Source organism: Bacterioplanes sanyensis, from assembly GCF_014652515.1.
In the GTDB taxonomy this organism is placed as follows: Bacteria; Pseudomonadota; Gammaproteobacteria; order Pseudomonadales; family Oceanobacteraceae; genus Bacterioplanes; species Bacterioplanes sanyensis.
Genome location: NZ_BMYY01000002.1, coordinates 52,341 through 68,138 on the forward strand (window position 1 = coordinate 52,341; position 15,798 = coordinate 68,138).

General features: G+C 53.3%; 9 protein-coding genes. All 9 read left to right on the forward strand.

The window, feature by feature from the left end; all coding sequences use genetic code 11:
* Nucleotide 1 precedes the first annotated feature (1 nt).
* The 9 genes from aroK (at nt 2) to IE090_RS03325 (ending at nt 15,795) form a co-directional block, all read left to right on the forward strand.
* Nucleotides 2–520 (forward strand): shikimate kinase AroK, encoded by a 519-nt coding sequence (gene aroK / locus IE090_RS03285; RefSeq protein WP_189386926.1) that lies wholly within the window; start codon nt 2–4, stop codon nt 518–520.
* On the forward strand, nt 517–1,599 hold the full coding sequence (gene aroB, locus IE090_RS03290; RefSeq protein WP_189386927.1) for a 3-dehydroquinate synthase: 1,083 nt from the start codon (nt 517–519) through the stop codon (nt 1,597–1,599). The genes aroK and aroB overlap by 4 nt, the downstream gene beginning before the upstream one ends.
* Nucleotides 1,600–1,623: 24 nt before the next feature.
* Nucleotides 1,624–3,099 carry an AAA family ATPase gene (locus tag IE090_RS03295; RefSeq protein ID WP_189386928.1) on the forward strand — a complete coding sequence of 492 codons (1,476 nt, stop codon included), beginning with the start codon at nt 1,624–1,626 and terminating at the stop codon, nt 3,097–3,099.
* Nucleotides 3,100–3,272: 173 nt separating this feature from the next.
* On the forward strand, nt 3,273–7,721 hold the full coding sequence (gene gltB, locus IE090_RS03300; protein WP_189386929.1) for a glutamate synthase large subunit: 4,449 nt from the start codon (nt 3,273–3,275) through the stop codon (nt 7,719–7,721).
* 32 nt (nt 7,722–7,753) lie between these two features.
* Nucleotides 7,754–9,181, forward strand: coding sequence for a glutamate synthase small subunit GltD family protein (locus tag IE090_RS03305; RefSeq protein ID WP_189386930.1), 1,428 nt, complete (start codon nt 7,754–7,756; stop codon nt 9,179–9,181).
* A 167-nt stretch (nt 9,182–9,348) separates the two neighbouring features.
* Nucleotides 9,349–11,274, forward strand: a complete 1,926-nt coding sequence (locus tag IE090_RS03310; protein WP_189386931.1) for an Ig-like domain-containing protein — start codon at nt 9,349–9,351, stop codon at nt 11,272–11,274.
* Nucleotides 11,275–11,390: 116 nt separating this feature from the next.
* On the forward strand, nt 11,391–12,461 hold the full coding sequence (hemE, locus tag IE090_RS03315; protein WP_189386932.1) for a uroporphyrinogen decarboxylase: 1,071 nt from the start codon (nt 11,391–11,393) through the stop codon (nt 12,459–12,461).
* 173 nt (nt 12,462–12,634) lie between these two features.
* Entirely contained in the window at nt 12,635–15,433 is a 2,799-nt protein-coding gene (locus tag IE090_RS03320) for a monovalent cation/H+ antiporter subunit A (RefSeq protein WP_189386933.1), read from the forward strand.
* The gene (locus tag IE090_RS03325) at nt 15,433–15,795 is read left to right on the forward strand and encodes a Na+/H+ antiporter subunit C (protein ID WP_189386934.1); all 363 of its coding nucleotides are present in this window, start codon (nt 15,433–15,435) and stop codon (nt 15,793–15,795) included. The genes IE090_RS03320 and IE090_RS03325 overlap by 1 nt, the downstream gene beginning before the upstream one ends.
* Nucleotides 15,796–15,798 lie beyond the last annotated feature (3 nt).

Consider the following 15,798-nt stretch of genomic DNA (forward strand, 5'->3'; position numbering starts at 1 on the left):
CATGACCATCCGTTCTATTTTTCTGGTCGGGCCGATGGGTGCTGGTAAAAGCACCATCGGCCGTTTGCTGTCTGCAGAGCTTGGCTTAGAGTTCTTTGATACCGACAAGGTGATTGAGGAGCGCTGTGGCGCCAATATTCCTTGGATCTTTGATGTTGAAGGGGAGGTTGGCTTTCGTGATCGTGAGCAGCAAGTTGTAGACGAGCTGACCCGTCATTCTGATATTGTGCTTGCCACTGGCGGCGGCGTGGTAATGCGGCCTGAAAATCGTCGCCACCTCAGCAGTCGCGGCACGGTTGTGTACTTGCGTACCACAGTGGCTCAGCAGCTGGTGCGAACTTCTAAAGACAAAAACCGCCCCTTACTGCAGGCTGAAAATCCTGAGCAAATTCTTCGGGACCTTTTTTCTAAGCGCGACCCTCTGTATAAAGAGGTAGCCGATTTGGTGATTGAAACCGACAAGCGCAACCCACGTTGGGTCGTGCAAGAGCTTAAGAAGCGTCTCAAGGTAATCGCATGAAAACGTTAAATGTAGATTTGGGTGAGCGTAGCTACCCAATCTATATCGGCCGCCAACTGCTGGCCGAGCCGCAATTCTACCATTCCCATATTCGTGGTTCTCAAGTGCTGGTGGTGTCGAATGAAACCGTCGCACCCTTGTATCTCAATGCCGTTCGCCAGGCTTTAAGTGGATATAAGCTGGATGAGGTCATCTTGCCCGATGGCGAGCAATATAAAACACTCGATGTTTTAAATCAGGTATTTGATGGTCTGTTATCGCATCAGCACAACCGCTCAACTACATTGCTGGCTTTGGGTGGTGGTGTGGTTGGTGATATGACTGGGTTTGCTGCCGCTTGTTATCAGCGGGGTGTGGATTTTATTCAGGTCCCTACCACCTTGCTATCGCAAGTAGATTCATCCGTGGGTGGTAAAACCGCAGTCAATCACTCATTGGGTAAAAATATGATCGGCGCTTTTCACCAGCCACGCTGTGTGATTGCTGATACCGATACCTTAGAAACACTGCCAGAGCGTGAACTTTCTGCGGGGTTGGCGGAGGTAATTAAGTACGGCCTGATTTGTGATCAGCCTTTCTTTGATTGGCTGGAGACCAACATTGAGTCGCTGATGGCTCGCGATCCTGAAGCTTTGGCGTACGCCATCGAGCAGTCGTGCCATGATAAAGCACATATTGTTGCGCAGGATGAAAAAGAGTCAGGTATTCGAGCCATTCTGAATCTCGGCCACACCTTTGGTCACGCCATTGAGACTCATCAGGGCTACGGCGAATGGTTGCATGGTGAAGCGGTGGCCACAGGCATGTTGATGGCGGCTGATCTAAGTCGTCGATTGGGGTGGATTTCGGCGCTAGACGTGGAGCGTTTGCAGCGATTGTTGTCTAAAGCCCGTTTGCCGATTGTCGGCCCAGCGCAGATGTCCGACCATGACTATGTGTCGCGCATGCAAGTTGATAAGAAGGTGCTGGATGGGCGCCTGCGTTTGGTGTTATTGAAATCTATCGGTCAGGCACTAGTGACCGGCGAGGTGCCAGAGGCCGCATTGTTAGAAACTCTGGCAGACTATCGCGACTGCTAGTTCAGCGTAACAGAGGAGGTGGTGATGTACGACTTGGATACGCCAACAGCCCCAGCGGCTGAAAAGCCTGCGGCTCCATCTGGGTTACTTCCTCTGCAAAGCCAACGCAGTCATCTAGAGCTGTTATCTCACTTATCCGCCTACAGCGAGTTGTTGGTACTGGTATGTGGCGATGCCGGAGCCGGTAAGACGACGCTCGCTCGTATGCTGCAGCATCAGCGCTTAGGTTTAGAAGAAACGCTCCTGCTCATCGCGAATCCCGGCATGGGCTGGGAGCAGTTGCTCGGTCAAATTGTATCGGCATTAGAGTACACCGGCTTATCGCAACAGCGTGCGGAGGCATTAGATGAACTCAAGGCCCTGCTGTTAGAACGTTATAAGGAAGGCGGCGGCTTAGTGGTTATGCTGGACGACGCCGATGCGTTATCAGCGGAAACACTCAACGACATCAGCTATTTGGCGTTGCTGGCACCTCAACAACTATCGTTTGTATTGTTGGGGCGCGATGGCTTTGAACGCCAGTTGCGTTCCGGACCAACCTCCGCGCCTACGCATGTGGTTCAACTGGAACCGTTGCCAGAGGTCGACGCCATCGCGCTGTTGCAGCATAAATTTGCCGGTCTGACCGATTGCCAAGCCAAGGCGGTTTACAACTCCTCGACGGGCTTTCCGGCGGATTTGCTGGCACGAGTACCTGACCAGTCGCCCTCTCAAGCGGCTGAGCTGCGAGCTGATGATGCTAAACCGTCTGCCTCTGTTAGGGCTCGATTTCCGCTATGGCATATCGTTGCTGTTGCATTGGTGGGCACTGCCACAGTGATGTCTTTTCTTTATCAAAGTAAGCCCGAGGCGACAGCTAAGCCAACGGCTGAGCAAATTCTGCAAGACCTTGAGTTGTCGAACTTGAACGGGATTTCAACAGAGCCTAATGCCGTCGATTTCAACTATCCGGCCAGCGAACAGGGCAATGCTCCTATTGATTCGGCTGAAATGTCAGTGGTCGATGCAGAGGTGCCACCCGTTGCAACCACAGAGCCTGCTCCGACGGCCAAATCACAGTCGACAACCATAGCGGCTGATCCAAACAAAGCACCATCGGTCGAGCCAAGTCTTCCGCAGCGTGAAGCCGCTGCCGCGAAGGTCGCTGCGCCGCAATCGACGCTGGAGCCTGAAACCCGTCAAGCAGAGGCGGCTGCTAGTGATTCACAAAACAGTGATGCGAGGCAGCTACTGACGGCGCAAGGATTTGTTATTCAGGTGTTGGGTGTTAAAAACCGTAGCGCCGCTGAAGCCTTCATTGCTCGCTGGCAAGAGCGGGTGCCACAGCGCTTGTATCTCTATCAAAGTACCTATCAAGGTGAGCCATGGTATGTGGTTGTGGTAGGTATTTTTGCGGATAACTCCGCAGCCCGAAAAGCTTCCGAAGCCTTTCCTTCAGGCTTTGTGGCCGGTTCGCCCTGGGTTCGAAATCTCAACCAGGTTCGGCCTTCCATTAAGTAGAAATAACAAAAAAAGCCCTCTTTTTGCCATTTTTTCGTAAGTAACCTCTTTGTTGCGGAGTGTTTGCGTGTGTAGAATGGTCGTCCTTTTTGTCTTGAGGTTGGTTGATTTTTAACCATCCTGGCTTTTTAAGCCCCTGATATTTAATCGTTTTTACTGATGAGGGCTGTTCTATGCGGACTGGTCTGTACACCCCAGGCGAATTCAAGGACAACTGCGGCTTTGGTTTGTTGGCGCACCTTAAAGGTCAACCTAGCCATGGCTTACTAAAGACAGCAATTGAGTCTTTGACCTGCATGACGCACCGCGGCGGTATCGCAGCTGACGGTAAAACCGGCGACGGTTGTGGCTTATTGATTCAGAAACCGGACTCCTTCCTGCGAGCCGTTGCGACAGAAGCCGGCATGACGCTCCCCCAGCAATATGCCGTGGGCATGCTGTTTATGGATTTGGACGAGCAAGTTTATGCCGAGCAAAAGCAAGCGGTAGAACGGGCTTTGAAGGATCAGCAGTTGTCGGTTCTTGGTTGGCGCACGGTGCCCACCAATAACGATTATCTTGGCCCGATGGCGATCGATTGCCTGCCACGTTTTGAGCAGGTGTTTGTTACGCCCCAGGGGGAACTAGACGACCAGTCTCTGAACGTAAAATTATTCTACGCTCGGCGCTATGCTGAAAAAGCATTAGTTCAGCATCCTGATTTCTACATTGCTAGCTTGTCGACCTCGGTATTGTCATACAAAGGTCTGATGATGCCGGTGGACCTGCCTAACTTTTACCCAGATTTAGGTGACGAGCGCCTGGAAACGGCAATCTGTGTTTTTCACCAGCGCTTCTCAACCAACACCATGCCCAAGTGGCCACTGGCTCAGCCGTTCCGTATGTTGGCTCATAATGGTGAGATCAACACCATTCAGGGTAACCGCAACTGGGCCAATGCTCGTGCCGGGCAGTTCAGCAGTCCATTGCTGCCGGATTTGTCGGATTTGACGCCGATCGTGAACACCACCGGCTCCGACTCCTCCTCGATGGACAACATGTTGGAGTTGCTGACCACTGGCGGCATGAACATGTTCCGCGCCATTCGCATGATGATTCCACCCGCGTGGCAGAACGTGGAGACCATGGATTCACACTTGCGTGCTTTTTATGAGTACAACTCCATGCATATGGAGCCCTGGGATGGTCCAGCAGGCTTGGTGATTACCGATGGCCGTTACGCCGTATGTGGGCTTGATCGCAATGGTTTGCGGCCGTCGCGCTGGGTGATTACGAAGGATGATTTGATCACCGTGGCCTCTGAGGTCGGTGTGCATGCTTATCAGCCAGAAGATGTGGTCGCGAAGGGTCGAGTTGGGCCGGGTCAGATTCTGGCTATCGACACCCAAGAGGGCAAGCTGCTGCACACCGAAGACATCGATGATCAGCTGAAAAGAGCACACCCTTATAAAAAGTGGCTGAAAGAACACGCCACGCGCATTGAAAGTAGCTTGTATTTGCGCCACGCCGGACTCGATGATATGTCCGGTGATGAGCTAAATAGCCATCAGAAGCTGCACTTAGTGACCAATGAAGAGCGCTCGCAAGTGTTGCGGCCGATGGCGGAAAGCGGCCAAGAAGCGACAGGATCCATGGGCGATGACACGCCGATGGCGGTGCTGTCTCAGCGCGTGCGTCATGTGGCGGATTACTTCCGCCAGCAGTTTGCTCAGGTCACCAACCCACCGATTGACCCGCTGCGCGAATCCATTGTGATGTCGCTGGAAACCTGCATTGGTGCCGAGAAGAACGTCTTCGAAGAGTCGGCCGATCATGCCAATCGCATCATTCTGACCTCGCCAGTGCTGTCGCCTTTGAAGTTTGTTGGCTTGAAAAAAGCCAACAGCGAGCATTTCAGCCACATCACTTTGTCCCTCGGCTTTGACGCCGATACCTCATTGCGCCAGGCGGTTGAAAACCTGACGGCTCAAGCAGAGCAAGCTGTACGAGATGGTCGCGTCATTCTGATTCTGAGCGACTATGAAATTCAGCCGCAGCAACTGGTGATTCCTGCCGCCATGGCGACGGGAGCCGTGCATCATTGTCTGGCAAGCAAAGGTCTGCGTACCCGCAGCAACATCGTGGTGGAAACCGGCTCGGCGCGTGATCCGCACCACTTTGCGGTCTTGCTAGGCTTTGGCGCCACCGCCGTTTACCCCTGGCTGGCTTATGACATTCTTACTGACTTGCACGATAAAGGTGAGCTGTTAGGTGACCCGCTGAAGTCGCACCAGAACTTCCGCAAGGCGATTCGCAAGGGTTTGATGAAGGTGATGTCGAAAATGGGCATTTCCACCATCGCCTCTTACCGTGGTGCACAATTGTTTGAAGCCATCGGTTTGGCGGAGGACGTCGTTGACCTGTGCTTCCGCGGGGTCACCAGTCGCCTGCAAGGTGCCGGCTTTGATGACTTTGAGCAGGACCTGAAGCTGATTCACAAGCACGCTTGGAAAACGCGGAAAGCGTTGGATCAAGGCGGCTTGCTTAAATACGTGCATGGCGGTGAATACCATGCTTACAACCCAGATGTTGTGAAAAATATCCAAGAGGCGGTGCAAACCAATAGCCAAGCGGCTTACGACCGCTTTGCTGAGCTGGTGAATGAGCGGCCAGTCGCGACCATTCGTGATTTGCTGTCGTTGCGCCAAGATGTGGCGGCGATTGATCTGGCTGAAGTTGAGCCGGTGGAGGCGATTTACCCACGCTTTGATACCGCGGCCATGTCGCTGGGGGCGTTATCGCCGGAAGCGCACGAGGCGTTGGCCGAAGCCATGAATGAGCTGGGCGGTCGCTCCAACTCGGGTGAGGGCGGTGAGGACCCTGCACGCTACGGCACTGCTAAAAACTCTAAGATCAAGCAAATTGCCTCGGGTCGCTTTGGGGTCACGCCTGAGTACTTGTCCAGCGCGGAAGTGCTGCAAATCAAGGTGGCCCAAGGCGCTAAGCCGGGCGAAGGCGGCCAACTACCCGGTGGCAAGGTTAACGACTTGATTGCAACTTTGCGCTATTCGGTGCCCGGTGTGACCTTGATTTCACCACCGCCGCACCATGACATCTATTCCATCGAAGATTTAGCGCAGCTGATTTACGACCTCAAGCAGGTCAATCCTGAGGCGCTGGTATCGGTCAAGCTGGTTTCCGAGCCAGGTGTTGGCACCATTGCCGCGGGTGTTGCCAAAGCGTATGCCGATTTGATTACCATTTCTGGCTACGACGGTGGTACCGCAGCGTCACCGCTCACGTCCATCAAGTATGCTGGCTCGCCTTGGGAATTGGGCTTGTCAGAAGCCCACCAAGCACTGCGTGCCAATGATTTGCGTGGCAATGTGCGAGTACAAACGGATGGCGGGCTGAAAACCGGCTTGGATGTGATCAAAGCGGCCATTTTAGGCGCAGAAAGCTTTGGCTTCGGCACCATGCCGATGGTCGCTGTTGGTTGTAAGTATTTGCGCATCTGTCACCTGAATAACTGTGCGACCGGGGTGGCGACGCAAAACGACGGCCTGCGTGAGCAGCACTACATTGGCACAGCGGACATGGTGAAAAACTACTTCCGCTTTGTGGCGGAAGAAGTGCGTGGCTGGCTAGCCAAGCTGGGTGTGCGCAGCCTGCAGGATCTGGTTGGGCGAACGGATCTACTGGCGGTATTAGATGGCAACACAGACAAGCAGCGTCATTTAGATCTGACACCGATTATCCACAACGATCAGATTCCGGCCGATAAACCGCATACCGTTCAAGTCGAGCGCAATCGCCCGTACGACGAAGGCTTGCTGGCTGAGCGCATGGTGGCAGACGCTTTGCCACTGATTGAAAGCAAGCAGGGCGGTGAGCTGAGTTACACCGTCACCAACTGCGATCGCTCTATCGGTGCACGTTTGTCGGGTGAAATCGCCAAGCGTCACGGTAACCAGGGCATGGCCAAGTACCCCATTCGTATTCACCTCAATGGTGTCGCTGGGCAGTCATTTGGTGTATGGAATGCCGGCGGCCTTGAAATGGTACTGGATGGCGACGCCAATGATTACGTGGGCAAAGGCATGACCGGCGGCAAGCTGATCATTCGCCCGCCGCAAGGCTCTGAGTTCCGCAGTGAGCAAGCCGCCATCATTGGTAACACCTGTTTGTACGGTGCGACGGGCGGTAAGTTGCTGGCAGCGGGGCGCGCGGGTGAGCGCTTTGCCGTGCGCAACTCAGGTGCACATGCCGTGGTGGAAGGCGCGGGTGATCACTGCTGTGAATACATGACCGGCGGCATGGTGTGTGTCTTGGGTGAAACCGGCTACAACTTCGGCGCAGGCATGACTGGCGGTTTTGCCTACGTGCTCGACCGTGACAACAGCTTTGTTGATAAATACAACCACGAGCTGGTGGAAATCACCCGCATCGTGAATGAAGAAACTGAGGGGCATCGCAGCCACTTGCGCAGCGTCATTCGTGAGCACTATGCCGAAACGGGCAGTGACTGGGCGCGTGAGATTCTCGATGACTACGACAGCTTTATCTACAAGTTCTGGCTGGTGAAGCCGAAAGCTGCCGATTTACAACAATTGCTGAATGCCACCCGTGCTCGTCCTGAGTAACGGTCGTCGTGGGTGAGAGAGAGAGGCTTGATATGAAAAGTACCAATCAGCGACTGAACAACCACTTCCAGTTTGTCGATGTGGGCCGCCGTGATCCGAATAAAAAGTCCATCGCGACGCGCAAGAAGCAATTTGTTGAAATTTACCAGCCGTTCCAGAGCAAACAGGTAGCCGAGCAATCGCATCGCTGTCTGGATTGTGGCAACCCTTACTGTGAATGGAAGTGCCCAGTGCACAACTACATTCCCAACTGGCTTAAGCTGGCCAGTGAGGGCAACATTTTGGAGGCGGTTGAACTCAGCCACCAGACCAATACCCTGCCTGAGGTCTGTGGCCGTGTGTGCCCGCAAGACCGCTTGTGCGAAGGCGCCTGTACCCTTAACGATGGTTTCGGTGCCGTGACCATCGGCAATGTCGAAAAGTACATTACCGATACCGCCTTCGCCATGGGCTGGCGACCGGATATGAGCAACGTGGTGCCTACCGGCAAGCGTGTGGCCATCATTGGCGCAGGCCCAGCCGGCCTAGGGTGTGCTGACATTCTGGCACGCAATGGTGTGACGCCTGTGGTGTTTGATAAGTACCCAGAAATCGGCGGCTTGCTGACCTTTGGCATTCCTGAGTTCAAGCTCGAAAAAAGCGTGATGGCCAACCGCCGAGAAGTATTCGAAGGCATGGGCGTTGAGTTCCGCTTGAATACTGAGGTTGGCAAGGATGTGGACTTCCAGAACATCATGGATGAGTTCGACGCTGTCTTTATGGGCATGGGTACCTACACCTACATGAAAGGCGGTTTTCCGGGTGAAGACCTGCCAGGCGTTCACGATGCCTTGGATTTCTTGGTGGCGAATGTGAATCGCAACCTCGGGTTCGAGCAGGATCCGGCGGACTTCATCGACATGAAAGGCAAAAAAGTCGTGGTGTTGGGTGGTGGCGATACCGCCATGGACTGTAACCGCACCTCGATTCGTCAGCAGGCGGCGAGCGTGACCTGTGCCTACCGTCGAGATGAAGAAAACATGCCAGGTTCCAAGCGAGAAGTACAAAATGCTCGTGAAGAAGGGGTGAAATTTCTCTTCAATCGTCAGCCAGTAGCTATTATTGGTGAGGAAAAGGTCGAAGGTGTGAAGGTCGTCACTACAGAGTTAGGCGAACCCGACGAAAATGGTCGTCGCCGGCCTCAGGTGATTGAAGGCTCAGAAGAAATTCTGCCCGCAGATGCGGTGTTGGTGGCGTTTGGTTTTCGCCCCAGCCCAGCACCTTGGTTCCAGCAGTTTGGTATTGAGCTAAACAGTTGGGATGGCGTCGTGGCACCGGAAGAGCAAACTTTCAAATTCCAGACCTCCAACCCCAAGGTTTTTGCGGGCGGAGACATGGTGCGCGGATCTGACCTAGTGGTCACCGCGATTTGGGAGGGCAGACAAGCGGCAGAAGGCATTCTCGACTATTTGGATGTTTAATGTAACTTCTCAGTAAAGCCCGCTAACTTCCCGACAGAAGGTAGAAAGCGCAGCTCTGTATGGACAGGGTTGCGCTTTTGTTTTATGGCTGATTACCCGATCCGGTGTTATTCTTTCGAGCAAAGCGATACAACCCGATGGGACGAGATAAGATGGAGCGTATACGCATGTACAAGCCCATGACTTTGCTGGCGCTGCTATTAGCCGGCTTTTTAACGGCCTGCGGTGGCAGTGATGGTGGATCGGTTGTCCAGGGGGGCGATGGTACGGCTGGGAGCGAGGACACCGGTGGTACGGATGACGTTACTACTGGGACTGAAATTGCCGCGCCACGCCTCGGTACAGGGGTTGGCTCCAGCTTCAACGAAGGGGCGCTGGAAGCTACAGTCACCAACTTAAGTGCTGGTGGAACTACACAGATCAAAGCGAACATTGTCGATTCAGACAGTGGAAACCGGAAAATTGTCTCTAAGCCTTATGCGGTTGTGTTTAGTTCCCGCTGCTCTGGTGCAGACCCCGCCCAGGCTGTTTTTAGTAAGGACGAAATTATCACGTCTAGCGGTGAAGTTGTTGTAACTTACGAGGCACGAGGTTGTCGCGATCAGGATGTTGTTACATTCCGATTGTATGACACAAGCGAAGAAGGTGGCGGTCGTACGGGAGATGCACTTCATACTGCTACTACAGTGCTAACTGTTGAGCCACCTGAAACAGGTGCTATTGAGTTTGCTACAGCTGAGCCGAGCTCCATCTCTGTCTCTGGTATCGCTAACACGTCTCTGCCTAAGCTTTCCCGTGTCACATTCCGTGTTCTAGATAACAATGCCAATCCGATTTCAGGTAAACAGGTTGACTTTGAACTGACTAATGCATCTGGTGGGATCACTCTTTCCCTAGACAGTGCCGTCACTAATGAAGCTGGCGAAGCCTTCACTATCTTGCGCAGTGGAACATCACACGCCATTACGTCAGTCAAAGCAACGACTACAACGAATGATGGCACTGTAATCAGCACTGAATCTGCACCTATTTCTGTTACAACCGGACTGCCGCGCCAAGATAAGTTTTCTATTAGTGCAGAAGTGCTTAACCCTGGCGCGTACAACAAAGACAATGTTGAGGTGGGTATTACCGCCGCCGCCGCCGATGCATTGGGTAATCCGGTTCCGGATGGTACGCAATTCAACTTCATTACTGAAAATGGCCGCATTGGTGGTGACTCCAACTCTGGTAGCTGTACGGTCAGCAATGGGGCAGGCTCTTGTTCGGTTACTTGGCGTAGTAGTGGTATCAGACCTTTCTTTGAAGGAAGTCATCCAGATGGCTTGCAAACGGTGAATGAACGTATTGCGATGACAACCATTGTTGCTTATACGCTGGGCGAAAGTGGTTTCACTGATCAGAATGCCAACTATTTGTATGATCCGGGCGAGCCATTTGTCTCGTGGCCGGAAGTCTATGTTGACGATAACTTTAATGGAGAAATTGATAAAGGTACCAACGGCAAGCCGGTTGAAGCTTTTATCGATATCGGCAATGTCGGAAGTTATGATGAAGCGCCGACAGTCTATCAGGGGGTTCAATGTACCCAAGCTGCGCGTGATCAGGGCCACTGCCCGCCGGGGTTGGTGCATGTGCGCGATAGCTTGCGTATAGTGCAATCTGTTTATGATAGCGTCGTTATAAGGTTTTTTTTCCAACGCAATGGCACTTGGACCGAGGTATCACCAAGGGAGATCAACTTGGAAGATGAGTTAGATGATGAGTCTAAGCGCGGTGTGTTTTATGTTGTGCTGCAAGATGCTAACGGCAATATTCCTGAGAGTGGCACCAGTTTGGCGGTAAGCGGTGAGGGTTATGAGGTGTTTGGTGCTTCAGGGGATGTTCCAAACACGATTGGTAAGTTGAGTGTTCCTGGCTTGCCGGCCTATGGTGCGGCTTATATTGTTCGGTACAAGCCGGAGCCGGATGCTGAGGGAGAGCGGAAAATTGAATTCACCGCCCCTTCTGGGTCAGGCGGATTGACAGCAAAAGAACGTTTAGATGGTACAGTTCCACCACCAGAAGACGAAGATGGCAACAATACCCCGTGACATAGTTTGATACCGCCAATGGGAAACAAACCCGGCTTCTGCCGGGTTTTTTGTGCCTGATTTTTACTGGGCTTTTGTTATAGTGGCAGCCATTTTGAACGACAAGCAGGATCAACATGGCCGAGCTGAAGAATGACCGTTTTCTGCGTGCGCTGCTAAAGCAGCCGGTAGACCGTACCCCTGTCTGGATGATGCGCCAGGCGGGGCGTTATTTGCCTGAGTACAAGGCAACACGCGCCCAAGCCGGCGATTTCATGTCGCTGTGCAAGAACCCTGAGCTGGCCTGTGAAGTGACGATTCAACCACTGGATCGCTTCCCGTTAGATGCTGCCATCTTGTTCTCTGATATTCTCACCATTCCTGATGCCATGGGCCTGGGCCTGTATTTTGAAACCGGCGAAGGTCCGCGTTTTCGCAAAACCGTGCGCACCGCCGCAGACGCCGAAGCATTGCCTGTGGTCAATACTGCGCAAGACCTCAGCTATGTTACCGATGCAGTGAGCACGATCCGTCGCGAACTCAATGGCCGCGTGCCTTTGATTGGCTTCTCTGGTAGCCCTTGGACGCTGGCGACTTACATGGTGGAAGGCGGTTCGTCGAAGGATTTTCGCCATGTCAAAGCCATGATGTACAGCCAACCTGAGGTCATGCACCTGGTGTTGGATAAACTGGCACGCTCGGTGATTGATTATCTCAACGCACAAATTGAAGCCGGTGCACAGGCGGTGCAGATCTTCGACACCTGGGGCGGCAGTTTATCGGATGTGTGTTACCAAGAGTTCTCACTCAAGTACATGCAGCAGATCGTGGCCGGCCTTAAGCGTGAGCACGAAGGTCGGCAGGTGCCGGTCATATTGTTCACCAAGGGCGGCGGCCAGTGGCTGGAAAGCATGGCAGCCACTGGCTGTGACGCCTTGGGGCTGGATTGGACCACGGATCTAGGTCAAGCTCGTCAGCGCGTTGGTAACCAGGTCGCATTGCAAGGCAACATGGACCCATCGGTTTTATACGCATCACCACAGGCCATTCGCGCAGAAGTGAAGCGCATTTTGGAGAGCTACGGCCAGGGTAGCGGCCATGTGTTTAACTTGGGGCATGGTATTCACCAGTTCGTTGACCCCGAGCACGCCAAAGCCTTTGTTGAGGCAGTCACTGAACTTAGCCCGGCTTATCACAGCCAGAGCTGAGTCCCTTTCTGATCATTTGTTCAGCGGTGTCTGTGTGGCATCGCTGATCACACTGTTTGTAGCCTTGCCCTTGCTGTGAGATAAAGCGACGCTATTATTCTGTGTATTATGATTGTCAGTTATAAACAGGGGCCGCTAGTGCCCGTTCACTTTTTGTTTCTGGGTGCTTGTTCATGAATCTGTTGTGGATTCCCCTTTTGCCTTTGCTAGGTACGCTGGTTCCGTTGCTGACAACGCGCTGGGAGCGCAGTCAATCAGCGGCTTTGACCGCGGTCGCGCCGGCTATTTCTTTGGTATTGGTGCTGCTGTGCATTCCTGATGTGTTTAATCAGCAAACGCTGCAAGTGAGTTACCCGTGGGTGCCGCAACTCGGGCTGAACTTGTCCTTCCATTTGGATGGTTTGGGGCTGCTGTTCAGCTTGCTGATTCTCGGCATTGGCTTGCTGGTGATCTTGTACGCTCGCTATTACTTATCTGAGAAAGATCATATGGGGCGTTTTTACGCCTACTTGATCCTATTTATGACCGCCATGCTGGGCATTGTGCTGTCCAATAATTTGATCCAGCTGTGGTTTTTTTGGGAGCTGACCAGCATCAGCTCCTTCTTGCTGATCAGCTTCTGGAGCGATAAAACCGAAGCCCGTAAAGGCGCTCGCATGGCGTTGACCATCACTGGCGCAGGCGGGCTGGCATTGTTGGCCGGTTTGATTTTGCTGGGCGAAGTGGCTGGCAGCTACAACCTCAGCGAAGTGCTGCAACGCGGTGACTTGATTCGTGCCAGCGATGCTTATCCGGCCATTATGGTGTTGGTATTGATTGGCGCCTTCACCAAGTCGGCCCAGTTTCCATTTCATTTCTGGCTGCCTCATGCCATGGCGGCGCCGACTCCGGTCAGCGCGTATTTGCATTCGGCCACCATGGTCAAAGCCGGCGTGTTTTTGATGGCGCGTTTTTATCCGGTACTGGCACAGTCGGATTTGTGGTTTATCACGGTCTCGCTGGTAGGCTTATCGACGTTGTTGGTCGGTGCTTACACGGCACTGTTTAAGCACGATTTAAAGGGCTTGTTGGCTTACTCCACCATCAGTCACCTGGGTTTGATTACGCTGCTGTTTGGTTTAAATACCCAGCTGGCAGCCATTGCCGCCGTCTTTCATATCATTAACCACGCCGTGTTTAAGGCATCATTGTTTATGGCGGCGGGTATCATCGATCACGAATCCGGCTCGCGCGATATGCGCCAACTCAACGGCTTGTGGAAGTACATGCCTTACACCGCCACGCTGGCGATGGTGGCTGCGGCGTCGATGGCCGGTGTGCCCTTGTTGAACGGCTTTTTATCGAAAGAAATGCTGTTTGCCGAGACTTTGCATCAGTCGACCTTTGGCTCACTTTCTTGGGTGATTCCGATCATGGCCACCATCGGTGGTGCGTTGGCCGTGGCCTATTCGCTGCGCTTTATTCACGACGTGTTTTTTAACGGTGAGCCCATTAACTTACCCAAAACACCGCATGAGCCACCTCGTTACATGAGAGTCCCAGTTGAGGTGTTGGTGGTGCTGTGTTTGTTGGTTGGCATTGTGCCTGAATGGAGTGTCGGTGAGTTGCTACGCGCAGCGGCCGGTGCTGTGTTAGGGCAAACGTTACCAGCCTTTAGTTTGTCGATCTGGCATGGCTTTAATTTGCCGCTGCTGATGAGTGCGCTGGCGGTGCTTGGCGGTGGTTGGTTGTATTACAACCGTGGCCATTTGTTTGCGTTTCAGGATCAGTTTGTCGAATGGGACGCCAAACTTGAGTTTGAGCGTAACATTCAGCGCATCACCACCGCCGCAGCGCGCTTTACTGAATGGTTTGATAACGGCTCGCTGCAACGCTACGCCTTTGCTTTGGTCGTTATGGCGTTGGTGTTCGCCGGTTCACCAATGTTAGAGCTGGAGGTGGCGTTAGGTTCTAGGCCGGAGCAACCGCTCAACTGGGCGGTAATTGCCGCTGCCGCCATGCTGATTATTGGCACCATCACGACGGTGGTATTCAGTCACCGGCGTTTATTGGCGCTGGTGTTGATTTCCATCGTCGGTTTGATTGTTTCTATTACCTTTGCTTATTTCTCCGCTCCGGACTTGGCGCTCACTCAGCTGTCGGTTGAAGTGGTGACCATCATTTTGTTCTTATTGGCGCTGTTCTTTTTGCCGCAACACGCCAGCTTGCGCGACTCACCACCGCAACGCATCGTGCGGGATCTAACCATAGCGTCATTGGTGGGAGCGGTAGTGGGCACGCTGTGCTACGCCATTATCACCCGGCCATTTGAAAGCATTTCGAGCTTCTTTATTGCCAACAGCAAGACCGGTGGCGGCGGCACCAATGTGGTCAACGTCATTTTGGTGGATTTCCGTGGCTACGACACCTTGGGTGAAATTGCCGTGCTGGGTATTGCCGCGCTGGGCATCTTTAAGCTGCTGGCTGGGATGCGCTTGTTTGTGCCTGCCAGTGATTATCGTGGCCGCCCTTGGTCAGAAGATAAGCATCCCATCATGCTGAAAAAAGTGTCGCAGGCACTGTTACCGCTGGCTTTGCTGATTTCTGCGTATATCTTCCTGCGCGGTCATAACTTGCCGGGCGGTGGCTTCATCGCCGGCTTGGTCACCGCGATCGCTTTGATTCAGCAATACATTGCTCATGGTGTGGATTGGGTAAAAGAACGCGGCGTCTCTGGTTACCACGGCATCATTGCCGTCGGTTTGTTGATTGCGGTGCTTACCGGCATGGGCAGCTGGTTGTTTGAGCGGCCATTCATGACCACCTGGTTTGAATACTTTAAATGGCCGGTGGTGGGGAAATTTGAACTGGCCAGCGCCATGCTGTTCGATCTGGGCGTTTATTTAACCGTGATCGGCGCCACCCTGTTAATTTTGGCAAACCTCGGCAAGCTGACGACCAGTGAGCGGCCGAAAGCAGGAGTTTCTGACTGATGGAAACCGTGTATGCAATTTGCGTCGGGGTACTGACCACCGGCGGTGTTTATTTAGTGATGCGCAGTCATACCTTTTCTGTGGTGCTGGGGCTGACGCTGCTGTCCTACGCGGTGAACTTATTTTTGTTTGCCTCTGGGCGCTTGGTGGTCAATCAGCCTGCAATTTTGGGCCAGAGTGCCAACCCTGCTGACCCACTTCCGCAAGCGCTGGTGTTAACCGCCATTGTGATCGGGTTTGCCATGACCGCGTTTGCCTTGATTTTGGCACTGCGAGCGCGTTCTGACTTGGGCAATGACCAAGTGGATGGGCGAGTACGTGACGACGTACTGAATAAGCGTAAAAAGTCGCAAGGAGAATAGTCG